Here is a 19,282-nt window from a genome sequence, read left to right on the forward strand (position 1 = left end):
ATAGAAAATGAAACGAAATGTGGGGAAAGGGAGGATTACTAGATGGGTTTATTTAAGACAACCATTCATCATTTCAAGCCGTACTGGAAAATGCTGTTGGTCGCTTTAGTGTTTTCAATTATCGGCGGATTATTTACGATTGTTCCTTCCATCCTCGTTGGGAAATTAGTGGATGAGGTGATTGGTGGACAGGAAATGACCCTTCTACTCTGGGTTGTAGGTGGAATTTTAGGGGCATTCTTAGGGAAATCTTTGTTTGAAACACTTCAAGAATATGTTCAAGTGAAAATTGGACTCGATGTGATAACAGATATGCAAATTCGTGCATTTAGCAAGCTTCACCGTGCGCCTATGAGTTTTTTCTCAAAGACGCCTAGGGGAGATATGTTATTTCGATTAACACACGATGTGGAGTCGATTCAGAATTTAAATAATACGGTAGTACCTAGAATCTTACAGCAAGTAGTGGGAGCTATCGCAGCATTTTCTGCTGTGTTCGTCTTATTTTGGCCAGCTGCTATTGTGATGTTTGGAGTATTTGCCATTTATATTCTTCCATCCTTTAAACTAGGAACTACGATGAGGAAAATGAGCGCAGTCCAGCGGGATATGAGTGCGGATATGTATAACCATTTGCAGGAGAGTATTGAGAGCGTTCGCTTAGTAAGAACGTACCAAACTCAAGATCAGGAATATCTCACACAAGAAAAGAAGATGACAGAGTGGAAGAATTATTCGATTCGAGCGGCCTTGATTGGAAAGGTGAACTGGCGTCTTGGAAATCTTTTTAATATTGCAGCACCTGGGGTTGTGATGTTAGTTGGTGGATTTGCGATTTGGAATAATGAGATATCGGTGGGGACACTTGTCTCTTGCTTAAGTTTTATTCCTATCATGTTCCTTCCCGTCAGATCATTGGCTGAGAATGCCTTGATTATTCAACAAGCGATTCCTGCATTATCTAGAATCTATGAATATTTTGATCTTCCAGAGGAACATGACGAGAATTTACCAGGTTTTGGACAAGTGAAAGGACAAATAGCTTTGGAGAACATTTGGTTTAAGTATCCAAACAGTGATAAGCATGTATTAAAAGGGGTTTCAGTTCATTTAAAACAAGGAAGCCATGTAGGAATTGTTGGAACAAGTGGGGGAGGCAAAAGTACACTTGTCCAAATACTTTTAGGTTTGTATGAGCCAGATGAAGGGTCTGTCTTAGTTGATGGAAAGGATTTATTTGCATACAACCGAAACAGCTTTAGACAACAAGTTGGAATGGTCTCCCAGGAAACATTCCTTTTAAATAACACTCTTCGCCAAAACTTATTATACGGTAAACAAAATGCGACAGACGAAGAGTTAAATAAAGCCGTTGAGGCTGCGGGGTTAATGGAATTAATCGAATCGTTAGATGAAGGGTATGAAACGATTGTTGGTGAGAGAGGGTTAAAGCTATCCGGTGGCCAACGACAGCGTGTTGCTCTAGCGCGAGCGATATTACGTCAGCCGCCAATCTTAATCTTTGATGAAGCAACGAGCTCCCTAGATGGTGAAACAGAAGAAAGAGTGCAAGCTTCCCTTGAAAAACTGATTCCAGGTCGAACGACCATTACGATTGCCCATCGTTTGGTGACAGTAAGAAATGCTGATATTATCCTGTTGTTAGATCAGGGTGTTGTAGCAGAAAAAGGAACGCATGAAGAATTATTAGCTCTAAAGGGTAAGTATTATGAGCTATACCGAGCGCAGTATAGTGAGTTAGAAAAGGAGATGATCCTATGAGTACGGTGGTCTCCAAAGAGAAAAACAGAGACGGAAGACGAGTCCTTTCTTTTTTAAAGCCCTATAAAAAATGGGTCATTGCGGACTCAGTTGTCATAGCCATTAGCCAAGTGTTCTCGGCATTAATTCCAACCTTAGCCCTAAGCTGGCTTGTGGACACTATTCTTCCTAATGAGAATGAACGTTTACTATGGGGATTAATGTGGTTATTGATATTATCGGCTGTGATAGATTTAGTGATGATGGTTATTGATGAATATTTCTGTCATCAAACCGCGAAGACGGTGACGAACTGGCAGAAGCTACGACTATTCAGGCATCTTCAAGTGTTGCCATATTCGTTCTACCATAACAATTCCACTGGAGAAATGCTTGCACGAGTGTCCGATGATCCGGACACGCTTCATAATTTTCTAGCGTGGGAAGGCTCTACATTTATGGCGAGCGTACAAGGAGTTATTATTTATAGTTTTGTATTATTGTGGATTCATCCGTATTTAATGATTACGAGTGTGGTATTAGGCGTTCTATTTTACTGGAGCTCCAACTTTGTTGGATCTAGAATGAGAGCGGCTTCTGCCGATGCTAGACAAGAAGCGTCTCGTTATCTTGAGCGTTTAAGAGAATCTGTTACAGGAATTCATCTGTCAAGAGTATCTGGAGTATCGGAAGCGGAAGTAGAAAGTGTTGTGAAGATTCGCGATACTTTTGTTCAACATAGTTTAAAAGAACTAAAAGCTAGAATGCAATCGGTTATTGTCATTACAAGCTATAACGGATTTGCGCTTGGCTTAGTCTATTTTATTAGTGCACTATTAATTTGGAATGAAGATTTAACGAGTGGTCAAATGTTAACGGCTGGAGGACTTGTGACCATTGCGGCCAATGAGATGCAGAGACTGTTACGAAACTGGTTATCTGTAAGGCGCACGGGTCCTGCGTTAGATCGTTCCGATATTTTACTAAGTGAATCTGCTTCAAAGGCAGAAGTTGAGGATGGAATTAGTGGAGAACGAGCATTAGGCAGTATTCATCTAGAAGATGTAACCTTCGCATATCCAGGGAAACAGGAGACGGTTTTAAAAGGTGTTTCGTTTGGAGTTCTACCTGGTGAGAAAGTTGCATTAGTCGGTCCTAGTGGGTCCGGAAAATCAACGATTGTGGATTTACTGTTTCGTTTCTATGAAACGGAGCAAGGTAAAATTCTAGTAGATGGCCGTAATTTGAAGGAATGGGATACAAAATGGCTCCGTTCACAGATGGCCATTGTTACGCAAGATGTACAGCTGAGAAGTGGAACTCTTGCTGAAAATTTGCGAATGGGTAAGCATGATGCGACAGATGAAGAGTTAATGGAAGCCCTTCAAGCAAGTGGGTTAGGTGATTTGCTTGAGACCTTGCCAGATGGCCTAAACACAGTGGTAGGAGAACGAGGAAGCCTTTTGTCTGGTGGACAAAAACAACGCTTATCCCTTGCTAGAGCTCTTCTCAAAAACGCGCCGATCATGATACTAGATGAAGCAAGTTCTGCTCTTGACCCTATTACTGAAACAAAAATTAATGAAGCCGTGTTAAGAGCTGGAAAGAATCAAACCATCCTCATCATTTCTCATCGTCTTTCTACAGTTCTATCTGCAGATAAAATTATTGTGCTGGAGAACGGGAGAATTGTTGAAGAAGGTAGCCACTTGGAGTTACTCGAAAACAACTCTGGGGTGTATACAAGATTATTTGGTCGTGAAGTAGAGATTGGTGGGAAGACGGTATAACTAAAAAGGGTGAGGCTTGGATACATGATCCGAGCTTCACCCTTTATTTGTTCACGTTTCTGTTCCGAAATAATCTTCTCCTGCACTTGGTAAATATTTTCTATTATTTTACAAAGAGTAATTTGTACAGTTGTATCACTACTAATGGCGCTAACGCTAATCCATATATATATCCGAACTGAGTAGGTGTTAATAATACGACCTCAAACACATTCCGCAGTGGCTCAACTAATAATACAATCTGTAACAGAACAATTCCGAGTGCAATTGCTCCTAGTAAGTAGAGGTTTGTAAAAAGTCCTACCTTAAAGATTGATTGTCTTGACCGCGCGTTGAAACCATGGAACAATCTTGCGAGACACAGGGTTGCGAATGCCATGGTGCTGGCTGTTATAGAGTCAGTCTGGAGCCCGATATAAAAGGCGATGAGCGTGGCAATGGCGATTAAAATTCCTTCTATTACAAGCCGTGTGGCGAATGTTTTATTCAGCAAGGACTCAGATACATCCCGCGGCTCTTCTTTCATGACATCTTTTTTATGTGGCTCAAGCCCAATGGCGATAGCCGGTAAACTATCTGTTAGCAAATTAATAAATAATAAGTGAACCGGTGCGAATGGTACAGGCAATCCACCAATGCTTGCGTACAATACAGATAGTATTCCCGCTGTATTACCTGCTAATAAAAATCGGATAGCGTTTTTTATGTTCGTATAGATGCTACGTCCGTTTGCAATAGCTTTAACAATCGTTGAGAAATTATCATCAGTTAGCACCATAGAGGAGGCATCCTTTGCGACTTCTGTGCCTGTAATACCCATGGCGATCCCAACGTCAGCTTGCTTGAGTGCAGGTCCATCGTTTACTCCATCACCTGTCATGGCGACAACGTTTCCTTTGTCCTGCCAAGCTCGTACGATTCGAATTTTATGTTCTGGAGATACGCGAGCGTAGACTGAAATGTGTTCGACTCGGTTTTTTAATTCCTCGTCACTCATTTTCTCTAGCTCAAATCCTTCAAGAGCTTCATCACCTTCTTGTAAAATTCCAATTTCATCTGCAATGGCAGAAGCGGTGATCTTGTGATCTCCTGTAATCATAACAGGTTTGATTCCAGCAACTTTACATTGTTCTACTGCCTCTTTTGACTCTTCTCTTGGTGGGTCCATCATGCTTGTTAACCCGATAAAAATTAAATCATGTTCATCTTCTGTGTCAATGGATGTTTCATTGGTGACTTCTTTAAAAGCGAATGCGAGCACGCGTAAACCGTTCTTTGAGAACGTTTGGTTTGCTTCATGAATTTGTTCAAGGTGTTCTTCGGTTATATCCTGAATCCCATCTCGTGTTGCAATCTTTACGACACGGTCCAATAATACGTCGACTGCACCTTTAGTGAATAACATCTTTTTGGAATCGAGCGTATTCACCGTACTCATTAGCTTACGGTCAGAATCAAAAGGAACTTCCTTTAATCTTGGATATCGCTCTCTGGCGTCCATTTCATCCATTCCGTATACATTCTCACCAAGGTCAACTAGTGCAATTTCAGTAGGATCACCGATTTCCTTTTTCTCTGTGGTTTCCGCATCATTACAAAGGATGTTCATGAGTAAAAATTGCTTTTGTAATGGATCGTCTAGCTGAAGTGCATCATGCTCTAAGATTTCTCCATCAACAAACAGCTTTTGTACGGTCATTTTATTTTGAGTCAGCGTTCCTGTTTTATCGGAACAAATGACAGAAATGCTTCCTAAGCTTTCTACAGCATGAAGCTTCCGAATGATGGCATTCTCTTTGGCCATTTTCTGTGTGCCAAAGGCGAGCACAATCGTAACAATAGAACTAAGTGCTTCTGGAATGGCAGCAACAGCAAGAGCTACGGCAAACATAAAGGAATCGGCAATGGTTCTGCCCCTAAATAAATCGATGGCAAAAATAATAAGGGCAATGATAATAATGGCAATAGCTAACTTCTTCCCAAACTGATCGAGATTCGATTGAAGTGGTGTCTTCTTTTCTTTTGCGCTCTCCATTAAATTTGCAATCTTACCGATTTCAGTTTTTTCGCCAATATCGGTGACAACAATGATCCCTCGTCCATAGGTAACAAAACTACCAGAGAACACCATATTCGTTTTATCTCCAATGGATATATCCTCTTCGTTAATAGGGTCAATCATTTTTTGAATGCTGAGAGACTCACCGGTTAAAGAACTTTCGTTGACCTGCAGACTGTGACTTTCTAAAATTCTACCATCAGCACTTATGTAATCCCCTGCATCTAAATAAAGAATATCTCCAACGGTTACTTCATTAGAAGGAATTTCTACCTTCTTGCCGTTTCGCAACACCTTTGCAGTAGGAGATGATAAGCTTTTTAAACTATTTAAGGATTGTTCGGCTTTAATGTGCTGGACTGTCCCTAAAATAGCATTGATGGTGACAACCACAAGGATGACAATCGTACTTTCAAATTTGCCTAAAAAAGCAGAAAGCAAGGCAGCCACAATTAAAATGATGACAAGAAAGTCTTTAAACTGCTCAAAGAATACTTGGATGGAGCTTTTACGCTTGTCTTCCCCAAGCTCATTCAACCCATATTCTTCTTGTCTTTTACTAGCCTCTTGATCGGTTAATCCGTTTTTGGTTACGTCTAATTGGGTCAAGGCTTCATCTGTTGAAATCTTATGGTACTGATTCATATGTGGTCTCCTTTCATATGGACCTTTTAGAATGAATATGTAAAAAAAGAGAGTCCTGCTCTATTCCTTTTAATTAGATTACCCTTTTGCTGATTTTAAAACTCTTTTTCTTTGAACACTCTTTGACAAACAGAAAACACCAACAGAATATGACTCCTTGACCAAGTGATTTTAAAGGGTTGTAGTTTTTGGCTGATGAGTAAATTGCCAAGAAGTTCCGAACTTGTCCGTATACTTTCCTCCAAATGAAGAGAGGGAATTCTCCTTCTTTTTTGTTTGAAAGGTAGGACAACCGTTGACAGTTTATAGGAATTTATGATAAAAAATATATGTACTTAGCACTCGTTTAATATGAGTGCTAAAAGGTTCACCTTACATATGAATCAAGAAGAAAAGGGAGAGTGATTGTTAAGATGGAAAAGAAACAGTTCAAAGCAGAATCCAAGCGCTTATTAGAAATGATGATTAATTCCATTTACACCCAAAAGGAAATCTTCCTTCGTGAATTAATTTCGAACTCTAGTGACGCAATTGATAAAATCTACTACAAAGCGTTAACAGATGAAAATATGACGTTTAATCAAGAAGATTATTATATTGAACTCCAACCGAACAAAGAAAACCGAACACTAACAATTCGTGATACTGGAATTGGGATGACGCTTGAAGAGCTAGAAAACAATTTAGGTACCATCGCTCAAAGTGGTTCTTATGCTTTTAAAAATGAAAATGAAGCCAAGGATGGACATAACATTATTGGTCAATTTGGGGTAGGATTCTACTCTGCTTTCATGGTTGCGGATGTAGTAACAGTCACGACAAAGTCGCTAAGTAGTGACATGGCCTACAAATGGCAATCAAATGGTGCAGATGGATACACCATTGAAGAGGTAGAAAAGCAGACCGTAGGAACTGAAATTGAGCTCAAGCTGAAAGAGAATTCAGAAGATGATAACTATGATGAATACTTAGAGCAATACCGTCTGTCAGCTATTATTAAGAAGTATTCTGATTTCATCCGCTATCCAATTAAAATGGAAGTATTGACAACAGAGCCGGCAGAAGAAGGCGAAGAGCCTGTTGAAATGAAAGAAGAAAAAGTTCTTAACAGCATGGTGCCAATCTGGAGAAAAAATAAGAGCGAGCTTACAGATGAGGACTACGAGAACTTTTATAACGAAAAGCACTTTGGCTTTGATAAGCCGTTAAAGCATCTTCATATTAGTGTAGATGGTGCAGTGCGCTATCAGTCTATTCTATACATTCCAGAAAATAGTCCATATGACTACTATACAAAAGAATTTGAAAAAGGCTTAGAGCTTTATTCAAATGGCGTTCTCATCATGGAGAAGTGCGGCGATTTAATACCTGATTATTTTAGCTTTGTAAAAGGAATTGTAGACTCTGAGGATCTTTCTTTAAATATTTCCCGTGAGATTCTTCAACATGACCGCCAGCTAAAGGTTATTGCGAAAAATAATTAAAAACAAAATTAAAAAAGAGCTAGCCAACATGCTAAAGAATGACCGTGAAAACTACGAAAAATTCTATGCTTCGTTTGGCCGCCAATTAAAATTTGGCGTTTACAATGACTTTGGTATGCATAAGGATGACCTACAAGACCTTCTGTTATTCTATTCTTCTAAAGAAGAGAAACTAGTGAGCCTGAAGGAATACGTTGAGAGAATGCAAGAGGACCAAAAGTATATTTACTATGCAACTGGTGAAACGAATGCGCGTATCGCAAAGCTTCCACAGACTGAAATGCTGGTGGAAAAAGGCTATGAAATTCTTTACTTTACAGATGATGTAGATGAATTTGCGATTAAAATGCTACGTGAATTTGACGGAAAAGAGTTTAAGTCTGTTTCAAGTGGAGATCTTGGGATTCCTGAAGACCAAGAGGAAAAAGAAACAAAAGAAGAAAACAAAGACTTATTAGAAAAAATAGAAAGAGATTCTTTCTAGTAAAATTAAAGATGTGCGTGTTTCTACTCGCTTAAAATCGCATCCTGTTTGCCTAACAGCTGAAGGAGAAGTATCCATTGAAATGGAAAAAATTCTTCAAGCAATGCCTGATAGCCAAGGGGTAAAAGCGGATAAGGTATTAGAAATTAACGCAAACCATGATGTATTCCAATCGCTTAAAGAGTCGTATACGGCGGACCAAGAAAAGTTCAATCTGTATACAAACTTGCTTTATAATCAAGCGTTACTAATTGAAGGGTTGCCAATTGAGGATCCTGTACAGTTTACGAATGACATGTGTAAAGTAATGAAATAACCAAGGAAAGCACTGCGCATTGCAGTGCTTTTTATTTCTGCCATTATTACAATAATAAAAAGTATTTTAATATAATAAAACCTGTGATATGATTATCGTTAAGTATGTTAGGTTTTCTAACATGACGGGAAATAAAATTATTTTAAGGAGATTTCAACATGAAATGGCTAAATGATATGATTGATAGCATAAACACATTGTTATGGTCAAACGTCTTAATCTTTGTCCTTATTGGGTTAGGGTTATATTTCACTTTTCGTTCTGGCTTTGTTCAAATTCGTTTGATAAAAGAAATGGTGAAGCTACTCGGGGAAGGAACAAAATCAAAAAATGGTGGAATCTCCTCCTTTCAAGCATTCTGTATCAGTACGGCTTCAAGAGTAGGTACAGGAAACTTAGCGGGAGTGGCGCTGGCCATTACAGCTGGAGGTCCAGGAGCTGTATTCTGGATGTGGCTCATTGCATTACTTGGTGCGGCTTCATCATTTGTTGAAAGCACACTGGCACAAATCTATAAAGTACGTGACGGAGAAACATTCCGAGGCGGTCCAGCTTATTATATGGAAAAAGCTTTAAATGCAAGATGGATGGGCATTACATTCGCGGTTATTATTACTTTAACATTTGGTTTAGCGTTTAACTCAGTACAAGCTAATACGATTGCTAGTGCATTCAATGCGCAGTTTGGCATTAGTAAAGGGCTTATGGCGGTCATCCTTTCCGTTATCACAGCCGTTATCATTTTTGGTGGCGTAAAAAGAATTGCTGTTGTTTCACAAGTGATTGTACCGGTTATGGCAGGAATTTATATAATCTTAGCATTGATTATTATGATGATGAATGTAACAGAAATTCCATCTGTATTCGTTCTTTATTTTTGAAAGTGCTTTTGGTCTTAGAGAGGCGGCAAGCGGTGCGCTTGGTGCTGCTATGATGAACGGAATAAAGCGCGGTCTATTCTCAAACGAAGCGGGAATGGGAAGTGCGCCAAATGCAGCGGCCACTGCTGACGTAAGCCACCCTGTAAAACAAGGTCTAATTCAGACGCTAGGAGTATTTGTTGATACCTTAATCATTTGTAGTTCAACGGCTTTCATCATCCTTCTTTCTGGTGTGTATACAAACAAAGGAGAGGATAATGGAATTGTTTTAACTCAAACTGCCCTTGATAGTACCTTAGGTTCTTGGGCTGCTGTATTCTTATCCGTTATTGTCCTGTTGTTTGCTTTTAGTTCGATTGTAGGAAATTACTATTATGGTGAATCCAACATTGGATTTATCCACCAGAACGTCGCGTGGATTCATATTTACCGTGTGGCAGTTGTGGCGATGGTAGCATTCGGTTCCGTTGCCTCTTTAAGTTTTGTATGGAACATAGCTGACATGTTAATGGGCTTTATGGCTTTAATTAACTCCATTGCGATCATATTATTAGGTAAAATTGCATTTGCTGCACTTAAAGATTACCAAGATCAAAAAGCCGCAGGTAAAGATCCTGTTTTCTATTCCACCTCTATTAAAGGGTTGAAAAATGTAGAAGCATGGGAGCCAGAAAGAGATACTAGTCATTTATAGCATCACCCCTCACTTTCAATAGGTAGAAAGTGAGGTTTTTTTATGTGAAGGCATTGGTAAAGAGTAAGCGGTGGCAACGCCCCATAGAAAACGGGCAAGATTGTTTAACAGTATCTATGAAAAAATAATTTTTAACTTTTTTAAAAATAGTGATCCAATTCATGATTGTCTTCGTTAGCTTAGTAGAAATCAACCAAAACAAAAGGAGAAGATGAAGATGAAAAAAATGAAATGGGCAAGACGAGTAGGAGCACCAATTTTAGGATTATCCCTTTTAGCACCAACTGTTGGATTAGCGGCAGAAGAGCCAACAGTTGTAACACCGGCATCTGACCTTAGAGCAACATTAGACCAACTATTATCAGAGCATTATATTTTGGCTGTCAATGCAATGGTGAAAGATTATAATGATGCAAAAGATGAAAAGGAAGCATACGAGGCACTGGATCAAAATGCACGGGATATGACGCCAGCCATAGAGTCCATTTACGGTACTGAAGGTGCTAAAATGTTTGAAGAAATCTTTGTGAATCATAATGAATACTCGGATGATTTTGTAGAAGCTGCACAAAACAATGATGAAGAAGCAAGAAAAGCTGCAGAAGCAGAAGTGCAAGAATTCGTTGAAGAATTTTCTACATTCTTGAGTACGGCAACAGAAGGGAACCTTCCAAAAGAAGCAGCTGCTGAGGTGTTAACGGCTCATGAAATGGATGTTATTGAGGCGTTTGATCAATACGTAGAAAAAGATTATGAAGGATATTTTACTAGCTTCAGAGAAGGCTATGACAGAATGTATGATATTAGTAAAGCATTATCAGGAGCAATTGTAGCCCAAATGCCAGAAAAATTTGAAAATACAAAAGTAGATAGCGCAGCTTCAGAATTACGTTCTGCTTTAAACAATGTTGCGGCAGAACATTTTGCAGCAGCTGTCATGAGTATGCAAGCTGGAGTCATGGAAGCTCCTGAGTATGATGCGGCTACTTGGGCAGAGGATATGAATACAGAAGATTTTACAGCAGCTATCGAATCAATTTATGGAACAGAAGGGGCAGAACAGTTCAAGAAGCTCTGGGAGAGTGACCATATAAATGCGCAAGCAGAACTTGTAAGTGCTACACTTGCTGGCGATGCAGCAGCAGATAAAGAAGCACGTGAAAGTTTATCCATGTTCACGCAAGAATTTGGAATGTTTTTAGCAACAGCAACGGAAGGAAACCTTCCTGAAGACGCAGCTGTTTCATCACTTCGAACTCATGAAGACCAAGTGTTACAAGCGTTTGATAGCTATGTTGCAGAGGATTATAAAATGAGTACAGAAACATTTAGAGAAGGGTATGCCTTTATGTTTGGAGTTGGGCAGGCGTTAGGTGATGCTATTGTAAAGCAAATGCCAGATAAATTTTCAGAATCGAAAATGCCTACTGAAATGCCAAGCACAGGAATGGGTGGTACAGCTGATCAAGGGTTTGAGTTTGAAGTATGGATGGCTTTTGTAGCAGTTATGGTACTGGCAAGTGGAGTAGTTGTAAGAAAAAAACTATCTAAACAAGAGTAAAATATAAAACAAGGAGAAGGATATTCTCCTTGTTTTCTTCATAAGGTGATGATGAGCATGAAGATAAAAAAATGGATAATGATTGCGGTGATTACAGCTACATCAGTAGGTGGGTTTCTTACACTTGAAGCCAATTCAGAAAATCCAGAAATAGAATTAGAGCATCATCCTGAAGATTTTTCAGTGGAAGAAAAATGGCCCCCCAGCAAAAAAAATGATAAAAATGAAGAAGAATTTGTCATCTTAGATTCTATGGCAGAAATTGAGAAGAAATTGAAACAAAAAGAAGATATTCAAGAGGGAATGGTGCCGGTTTCACTATCCATACCAAGTTTATCAATAGAAGCACCGATTATCTCAGTTGGTTTATTAGAGGATGGTTCGATGGAAGTGCCCGAATCAACAGATGAAGTTGGGTGGTATCGTCATGGGGCAAAGATTGGAGAAAAAGGTAACGCTGTGTTAGCGGGACATGTTGATAGCTATAAAGGGCCAGCTATCTTTTTTGAATTAAAGAATATAGAAATAGGAGCAGTTATAAACGTTATAGGAGAAAACGGAGAAGAAAAGGAATTCAAAGTAACCAAGAAAGAAACATACAAAAGCAATGAAGCTCCTATTGAAGAAATTTTCGGAGAATCAGACAGTGCTAATTTAAACCTGATCACTTGTACTGGTACATTTGATTACGATTCTAGACACTACTTAGATAGATTGGTTGTGTATGCAGAATTAATAGAAAAAGATCCTGCTCAAAAAACGATCAACGCTCCAGAAGCTCCAACAACGGTTGAATTTGATACGAGTTCCGTATCTTGGCATGCTGTAAAAGATGAAACGATTATCGGATATAGACTCTACAAAAAGAGTGTAGGGAAAGAAGAATTTACTTTGCTGAAAAGTGTGTCTGCCCATGAAAGAAAAAGTTTCTATGATGACAAAGCATTAGTAGGTGATCAATACTACATCACTACTGTGAACCTTGAATATACAGAATCAAATCCTTCTGAAACGATTATAGTAAAATAACATTTAATGAAAGGCTCCCGTCAATGGGAGTTTTTTTCGTCTTAAAATAACAAATTAATATTAATAAAGACTTTATATTCTGAATAGTATGAAATAAAATAAACTTTACAAAGTCTTATAATTTATTTGTTGAATTTTGTATTACTATGGGACTATGTGAAAAATTTAGAAAGGAGAGAGTGGAACTGAGTACTTATAAGAAACCTCATCCTTACTTTGTGAAGACCGTGTTATCTTGTACGCGGACATTTTTGGAGAGTCGCTCTACGATTACCATTGAACAAAACGATACGATAGATTTAAAGCCACCCTATATCATTTTATCAAATCATGTAACGAACTGGGATCCGTTCTATATAAATTGTTATGTTAATGAACCAATATGTTTTGTTGCTTCTGATTCATTATTTAGAAAACCGCTACTAAAACCACTCCTACACTATGTGAATGCGATACCGAAAACAAAGTTCAAGTCTGATACGAGAACAATAAGAGGGATGGTCAATGCTAAGAAAGAAAATAGAGTGATTGGACTTTTTCCTGAGGGAAATCGCAATTGGGATGGTCAAACCGAACCTATACCTCTTGCTGTAAGTAAGCTCGTAAAAATGCTTACTATACCAGTGGTGGTTGCTAAAATTAAGGGAGGGCATTTATCTCACCCGAGATGGGCACAATCTTTTCGGAAGGGTCCCATTTCCATATCCTTTGAAAAGATACTTGACCCTAATCAGATTGAGGATTTAAGCACGGATCAGGTGCTTCAAGTAATCAGGCAGTCACTAGACCACGATGAACGATCTTGGAGAAAAGAAACAGAAGCAACCTATTCAGGAAAAAAGTTAGCGAACTATTTAGAGCGATATTTATTCATCTGTCCTGATTGCAAGGAACTAGGAACGTTACGTTCTAAAAAAGATAAGCTAATCTGTCGTGTGTGTTCATCATCCGTTACCTATACGAAAGCGGGAACGTTTGAAAAAACGGGCAGGCTGCTGATTTTTTAACTCCAAAGGACTGGAATAACTGGCAGCTAGAGGAGTTAAGGGACATGATCTTTTCTGATAGTACCACTAGAACGTTTCAAGAGCGCATGAAAGATAGTGTAAAGCTATACCGAGCAGATCAAGATGGAAACTTCTCCTTATTATCAGAAGGCTCGTTACTATGGGAAGACCGAAGCATCCTTTTTTATGGGAGATCATAATTTAGAACAAAACTTTCCGATTGTAAAGTTAGACGGAGCTAATGTTCAAATGAATAATCGCTTAGAATTTTATCTAGAGGAATCCTTATACAGTGTAGTGTTTCATCACCCATATACTTCCGCATACAAATGGTTACAGTCCATTCTTTATTATCAAGAAAAACAAGCGTTCGAGGAAGATGGTGTTTTACTATGATGTCAACTTGGCTGTCGTTACTTGATTTGATGTACTTATCCTTATTTATTTTAATTACGGCGATTTTAAAAGCCAGAGTATCTTTCTTTAAGAAAATGATTGTTCCAACTTCCATGATTGCTGGATTTTTAGGATTACTTGTGGGGCCTGAATTATTAGGCCTCTTTCAATATAATTTAGATACCTTAGGTACTGTCGTCTACCATTTAATGGCCATTGGTTTCATTGCCATTTCCTTAAAAGAAAGAAAGTTAGATCAAAATCGTCCCGAAGTGGTAAATGCGGGAATTTTTATTGTGTCCAATTACTTGATACAAGGAATCATTGGCCTTGGATTATTGCTGGTACTTGGAGGAGTGCTTTTTCCGAATGTATTCCCCGGGATCGGATTATTATTACCTCTTGGATTCGGTCAAGGACCTGGACAAGCTTATTCCATTGGTGTTCAGTGGCAGGAGCTGGGCATAGAAGGTGGAGGGAACTTAGGATTAACGTTCGCAGGATTAGGGTTTGTATGGGCAACGGCTTTTGGGATGTTTGCTATGAATATGCTAGTAAAGAAAGGGATTTATCCAGCAGTCTTTCATGCCGATGACGTGAAAAAATCTAAAGTAATTGAAGAGGACCAAGTAGAAGAGTTATCACTTAGTGATGCAATGGATAAATTAACCTACCAAATAGCCTTAATCGCTCTAATCTATCTTATAACCTATTTAACTATCAACTTCCTAAGCTCATTCCTACAGCCGTTAGGAACCTATGGTGCGACCTTATCTCAATTATTAGAAGGGTTCCACTTTTTAATTGGTAGTCTTTACGCGATCTTATTTCGAATCATTCTTAATTTCTTTCAAAAGAAAAATGTGCATTTAGAACATGCTCCTAATAATTATTTATTACAACGGATTGCAGGGGTGTCTTTTGATTATATGATTACCGCTTCAATTGCGGCCATTTCACTATATGCATTAGGTCAATACCTTATTCCTGTCTTGATATTAACGACTGCTGCTGGAATTGGAACGTATTTTTATATTCAATGGTTAGCACCAAAATTATTTAAAAGAAATGAATTGCCGAATATTCTAGGGTTTTACGGAATGCTCACAGGTACGATTTCTACAGGTATGGCATTAGTAAAAGCAGTTGACCCTAAATTTGAATCCAATGCAACAGATAATATGGTGATGGGAAGTGCGACAGCGATCGTATTTGGACTTCCTCTTATGTTCATCTTAAACTTACCGATTGTTGGATTTATTGGGGGAGAACCGATTTTCTACACCTATACCTTTCTTGCTCTGATTGTTTATTTTATTTTCTTGCTGTACCTGCTACGAATAAGGTTGAAAAAAGTAGCATAACGTTCAAATTTCTTTTATGATGAGAAAAGTAAAGGAGCGAACGTGGAATGTATTTAACCATGAAAGAAACGGCAGACTATTTGTCGTTACCAGAAGAATATATTGAAAAACTTATTGTTGATCGAAAGATTCGTGCTGTACATGACGGTGACCAATATTTGATTAATCGCGAGCAATTTACAAACCATTTGGATCAGATCGAAGCATATAAGAAGATGATTGAGGAATATTTAAGTGAACCTATCCCGGAAGATTATGATGTAAAAGATGAAGATTAAATGAGGGGCTGTCCAATTTTGTTGGGCGGCTTTTTTAATTTAGATGGAACTGTGATGACGAAGTAGATTCTAGAGTTGGGTGATGCGTGCGTTCTGGGAATTGGAAAACGAGAAGTAGAGCGCCGCGGGAGGTGCCGCGCGTGTCTCAATAGGCGAAAAAAGAGAAGCAGAGCGCCGCGCGTATCCCCAACTGCCAAAAACACAATCCGACACAACCGATCACGACTTTTAAAAGATCTCCAAATTGACAAAGGTAAAGTTTATCGCCATCTTCTCCTACTTTACTGGAAAAAGTAAGGTTGATGTGCCTACTTCCACCTCGTTGAATTCCGTCCTATTTTACTAATTTTTCTGATTTACAATAAATTCACCCTATTTTTACAATTCATCAGGTAAAGTTAAATTGATTTTATTATGAGGAGGAAGGTTATGAAGGTTCGAGTTCATCAATTTATTGCATTATTAGTTATTTTCATGTTAGCAGTAAGTTCAGTTTTTCCTTCAATTTCAGAAGCAGCAGGTACAGGTACGTGGAGTTCTCCGTATACTGTTTCGCAAGGAAATGCCAATCAAAATGGTACTACCAAAACGGTTGAAGGGTATGTGGTTGGTCAACCCGTATCTACTACGACCGTTGTGACGAGTAATTTTCCAAATGACTATGCTATCGCTTTAGCAGATTCAGCTACTGAAAAGAATACGAATAATATGATTTATGTGCAAGTGCCAGCGCAATTTAGAAGTGCTTACGGATTACGATCAAATCCTAGTTTAATAGGTAAAAAAGTAAAGGTAACAGGTTCTCTTTCTGCTTATTTCTCTCATTCTGGTGTAAAAAATGCGACGGCATTTGAAATCGTCACGAGTGGGGGAAGCACGCCTCCTCCTACATACGGAAATTACTACGCTACAGCTGAAGGAAAAACAGGTACAACCTTAAAAACAGCTTTACATAACATCATAGATGATCATACGGAAATTTCTTATGACAACGTATGGGAAGCTCTTCGTGTAACAGACCAAGATCCTACGAACTCAAATAATGTTATTCTATTATATACAGGGCGCTCTCAATCAAAGTATACGAACGGTGGTGGTATTGACGATTGGAATCGTGAACATGTATGGGCAAAATCACATGGTGATTTTGGCACAACGATGGGCGCAGGTACAGACCTTCATCACCTACGACCAACAGACGTTACGGTGAATTCGTCTCGTGGCAATAAAGACTTTGATAATGGGGGATATGCTCATGGTGAAGCGTTTGGAAACTACTCTGACAGTGATTCATGGGAACCACGCGATGAAGTAAAAGGCGACGTAGCTAGAATGTTATTTTACATGGCTGTTCGTTATGAAGGTGATAGCGGAGAGCTAGATTTAGAGTTAAATAACATAGTAAACAACGGGTCTGCTCCATATCATGGCAAGTTATCTGTTTTACTACAATGGCACCAAGAGGATCCAGTAGATGCATTTGAAATTCGCCGCAATGACATTATTTTCGAACAATATCAAGGAAATCGAAATCCATTTATTGATCATCCAGAATATGCAGAATTAATCTGGTAATCACTGTATTAGAACCGGCTGTGGGACAACCCAGTCGGTTTGTTGTATTTATTCCTCTATTATCTTCTATTAATCTATGTAATGTACATGCACACTTTTCTCCGCTAAAGAATAATCTCCAATAAATAAACATATTTATTTTATGTGTAAGCTTTATCCCTATATAACGATAGTTGTGCCACCTCTGTAAAATGGGGACTCTATTACTTTATTTGTTGTTCACTTTTATCAAGTCCTCTTACAGACTTGTCTTTTCTTATTAAAAGGAGTTTTGTCTTGGAATGGAAGGGTATGGAACTAACAAAAACTTTTTAAACGAGGTGTTTTTATGGAAGTGACAAAAAGTTACCTACTAACTAAAGAAGATATGACGAAAGAAGGAAGAGTGCCTGAATGGGTAAAAAAAGAATATCTTAACTTTCGAGAAGTGGTAACGAATAAGACATTTCCTTGTTACTTTGGAATGGCTGCTGAAAAAAAAGGAGAGCTACGCTATTCCTATGTTTCAAAGGATGACTGGTCAACACTTCCTGGAGCTATAAAAGAATTTAATCAATTATTTGATGAAAATAAACGGTTAATTCGTCATGGCTTATTTGTGTTTATTGAACCAGAAACGGAGGAAAAGGATATACCATACTATCGAGAATACTTTTGGAATATTCTTCAGTATTTACACGATCAAGACGAAGAGTCTTGGCCAGCGGATTATCCAACAGATCCAGAGCATCATCTTTGGGCTTTCTCATTTGCTGGGGAACCTTATTTTGTGTTTGGAAATGCACCAGCATATAAGCAAAGAAAGACGAGAGATTTAGGAAATAGTCTTGTGCTTGGCTTCCAACCTCGAAGAATTTTTGAAGGCTTAGAAGGGACATCGCCAGGCGGAGTGATGTCTAGAGAAAAGGTCCGTGAACGAGTAGAAAAATGGGATAATCTTCCGAAGCATCCGAACATAAGTCATTACGGGGACCCTGATCACAGAGAATGGAAGCAGTATTTTATAGGAGATGACATTAAACCAATTGAAGGAAAATGTCCATTTCATCACCGAACTAGTTGAAGGGAGTAAGGAGACATGTCAGTCGCATATTCAGCATTTGATGAAACAATTATGACAGAGTATGGTAAATTACGAAAAGTAATTGTTTGTCCACCTGATCATATGAAAATAAAAGATGTCATTAATGAAACTCAAAAACATTTCTTAGAAGAAAACATTGATATCGAACTAGCATCCAAGCAGCATAATGAATTTATCGAAGTTATGAAAAATAATCATGTGGAAGTTCTATCTATTCGTCCAGATAAAAAATTTAATGAACAGGTATTTACACGAGATATTGGATTTACCATTGGAGAAACGGTCTTCGTTGCGAATATGGGCTGTGACGTTCGAAAGGGTGAAGAGAAGGAGCTTATCACATTTTTAAGTAATCGTGGCATTTCATATCAGTCGCTTCAAACAAATGAAATTGAGGGTGGAGACGTAATAGTAGATGGAAAGGATATTTATGTGGGAGTAAGCGAACGTACGACAAGTTCTTCAGTGGCTTATCTTCAATCGTTGCTGCCAAAGAATAATGTTCATCCTCTTCCATTTAATAAAAAGTATCTTCATCTAGACTGTGTATTTAACATTTTATCAGATAAGGAAGCTCTTATCTTTAAGCCGGCGTTTAAGAAAGAGCAGGTTGAGGAGCTTCAGGAACGTTTTCACCTCATTGAAGTATCGGATGAAGAACAGTTCACTCTTGCTACCAATGTATTATCTATTGGTGAAAGGAAAGTCATTAGTCAGCCAATTAATAAAAGAGTAAACGAAGAAATGAGAAATCGGGGATTCCATGTAATCGAAGTCGATTTTTCAGAGCTAATTAAATCGGGTGGTTCGTTTAGATGCTGCTCAATGCCACTAATGCGAGATAACTAAAACAGCAGGGGAGAAACCCCTGCTG

At 38.5% G+C, this 19,282-nt stretch carries 13 protein-coding genes and 2 pseudogenes; 14 read left to right on the forward strand and 1 reads right to left on the reverse strand.

The window, feature by feature from the left end:
• Positions 1-42: 42 nt before the first annotated feature.
• Together M44_RS02965 and M44_RS02970 are read left to right on the forward strand one after the other, a co-directional pair.
• The gene (locus M44_RS02965; protein ID WP_010170716.1) at positions 43-1,782 is read left to right on the forward strand and encodes an ABC transporter ATP-binding protein; all 1,740 of its coding nucleotides are present in this window, start codon (positions 43-45) and stop codon (positions 1,780-1,782) included.
• Positions 1,779-3,551 (forward strand): ABC transporter ATP-binding protein, encoded by a 1,773-nt coding sequence (locus M44_RS02970; RefSeq protein WP_010170717.1) that lies wholly within the window; start codon positions 1,779-1,781, stop codon positions 3,549-3,551. The genes M44_RS02965 and M44_RS02970 overlap by 4 nt, the downstream gene beginning before the upstream one ends.
• 103 nt (positions 3,552-3,654) lie before the next feature.
• Here M44_RS02970 and M44_RS02975 read toward each other — a convergent pair whose 3' ends face one another.
• Positions 3,655-6,255, reverse strand: a complete 2,601-nt coding sequence (locus M44_RS02975; RefSeq protein ID WP_010170718.1) for a cation-translocating P-type ATPase — start codon at positions 6,253-6,255, stop codon at positions 3,655-3,657.
• Between the two features lie 413 nt (positions 6,256-6,668).
• On the opposite strand from M44_RS02975, the pseudogene htpG reads away from it, so the two are divergent.
• The 12 genes and pseudogenes from htpG (at position 6,669) to M44_RS03035 (ending at position 19,257) form a co-directional block, all read left to right on the forward strand.
• A pseudogene (gene htpG, locus M44_RS19870) lies at positions 6,669-8,539 on the forward strand (molecular chaperone HtpG).
• 158 nt (positions 8,540-8,697) lie between these two features.
• Positions 8,698-10,114 (forward strand): annotated as a pseudogene (locus M44_RS19875) (alanine/glycine:cation symporter family protein).
• Positions 10,115-10,331: 217 nt separating this feature from the next.
• A complete protein-coding gene (locus M44_RS02990) occupies positions 10,332-11,675 on the forward strand; it encodes a hypothetical protein (RefSeq protein WP_010170722.1) in 1,344 nt (447 codons plus the stop codon).
• Positions 11,676-11,732: 57 nt separating this feature from the next.
• Positions 11,733-12,704, forward strand: coding sequence for a class F sortase (locus M44_RS19880; RefSeq protein ID WP_010170724.1), 972 nt, complete (start codon positions 11,733-11,735; stop codon positions 12,702-12,704).
• A gap of 251 nt (positions 12,705-12,955) precedes the next feature.
• Positions 12,956-13,711: a lysophospholipid acyltransferase family protein gene (locus M44_RS24620; protein ID WP_237705189.1), complete on the forward strand. Its 756-nt coding sequence runs from the start codon at positions 12,956-12,958 to the stop codon at positions 13,709-13,711.
• A 44-nt stretch (positions 13,712-13,755) separates the two neighbouring features.
• Entirely contained in the window at positions 13,756-13,911 is a 156-nt protein-coding gene (locus M44_RS26725; RefSeq protein ID WP_010170729.1) for a hypothetical protein, read from the forward strand.
• The gene (locus M44_RS03010) at positions 13,898-14,107 is read left to right on the forward strand and encodes a hypothetical protein (protein ID WP_010170730.1); all 210 of its coding nucleotides are present in this window, start codon (positions 13,898-13,900) and stop codon (positions 14,105-14,107) included. Before M44_RS26725 ends, M44_RS03010 begins: the two co-directional genes overlap by 14 nt.
• Positions 14,104-15,471 carry a sodium/glutamate symporter family protein gene (locus M44_RS03015; RefSeq protein ID WP_010170732.1) on the forward strand — a complete coding sequence of 456 codons (1,368 nt, stop codon included), beginning with the start codon at positions 14,104-14,106 and terminating at the stop codon, positions 15,469-15,471. Before M44_RS03010 ends, M44_RS03015 begins: the two co-directional genes overlap by 4 nt.
• Positions 15,472-15,518: 47 nt before the next feature.
• A complete protein-coding gene (locus M44_RS03020) occupies positions 15,519-15,749 on the forward strand; it encodes an excisionase family DNA-binding protein (protein ID WP_010170734.1) in 231 nt (76 codons plus the stop codon).
• A gap of 474 nt (positions 15,750-16,223) precedes the next feature.
• Positions 16,224-17,324, forward strand: coding sequence for an endonuclease (locus M44_RS03025; RefSeq protein WP_420167088.1), 1,101 nt, complete (start codon positions 16,224-16,226; stop codon positions 17,322-17,324).
• A 328-nt stretch (positions 17,325-17,652) separates the two neighbouring features.
• Positions 17,653-18,387, forward strand: a complete 735-nt coding sequence (locus M44_RS03030) for a YqcI/YcgG family protein (RefSeq protein WP_029326702.1) — start codon at positions 17,653-17,655, stop codon at positions 18,385-18,387.
• Between the two features lie 15 nt (positions 18,388-18,402).
• On the forward strand, positions 18,403-19,257 hold the full coding sequence (locus tag M44_RS03035; protein ID WP_010170739.1) for a dimethylarginine dimethylaminohydrolase family protein: 855 nt from the start codon (positions 18,403-18,405) through the stop codon (positions 19,255-19,257).
• The last annotated feature ends 25 nt before the right edge of the window (positions 19,258-19,282 follow it).

The sequence above is a fragment of the Bacillus coahuilensis m4-4 genome, assembly GCF_000171615.1.
In the GTDB taxonomy this organism is placed as follows: domain Bacteria; phylum Bacillota; class Bacilli; order Bacillales; family Bacillaceae_K; genus Bacillus_T; species Bacillus_T coahuilensis.

What these genes read in the sequence shown, in the direction of transcription:
- M44_RS03035 (WP_010170739.1), top strand. Translation starts at nt 18,403, where the DNA reads ATGTCAGTCGCATATTCAGCATTTGATGAAACAATTATGACAGAGTAT.
- M44_RS03020 (WP_010170734.1), top strand. Translation starts at nt 15,519, where the DNA reads ATGTATTTAACCATGAAAGAAACGGCAGACTATTTGTCGTTACCAGAA.
- M44_RS02990 (WP_010170722.1), top strand. Translation starts at nt 10,332, where the DNA reads ATGAAAAAAATGAAATGGGCAAGACGAGTAGGAGCACCAATTTTAGGA.
- M44_RS02975 (WP_010170718.1), bottom strand. Translation starts at nt 6,255, where the DNA reads ATGAATCAGTACCATAAGATTTCAACAGATGAAGCCTTGACCCAATTA.
- M44_RS03010 (WP_010170730.1), top strand. Translation starts at nt 13,898, where the DNA reads ATGGGAGATCATAATTTAGAACAAAACTTTCCGATTGTAAAGTTAGAC.
- M44_RS03025 (WP_420167088.1), top strand. Translation starts at nt 16,224, where the DNA reads ATGTTAGCAGTAAGTTCAGTTTTTCCTTCAATTTCAGAAGCAGCAGGT.
- M44_RS02970 (WP_010170717.1), top strand. Translation starts at nt 1,779, where the DNA reads ATGAGTACGGTGGTCTCCAAAGAGAAAAACAGAGACGGAAGACGAGTC.
- M44_RS03015 (WP_010170732.1), top strand. Translation starts at nt 14,104, where the DNA reads ATGATGTCAACTTGGCTGTCGTTACTTGATTTGATGTACTTATCCTTA.
- M44_RS03030 (WP_029326702.1), top strand. Translation starts at nt 17,653, where the DNA reads ATGGAAGTGACAAAAAGTTACCTACTAACTAAAGAAGATATGACGAAA.
- M44_RS19880 (WP_010170724.1), top strand. Translation starts at nt 11,733, where the DNA reads ATGAAGATAAAAAAATGGATAATGATTGCGGTGATTACAGCTACATCA.
- M44_RS26725 (WP_010170729.1), top strand. Translation starts at nt 13,756, where the DNA reads ATGATCTTTTCTGATAGTACCACTAGAACGTTTCAAGAGCGCATGAAA.
- M44_RS02965 (WP_010170716.1), top strand. Translation starts at nt 43, where the DNA reads ATGGGTTTATTTAAGACAACCATTCATCATTTCAAGCCGTACTGGAAA.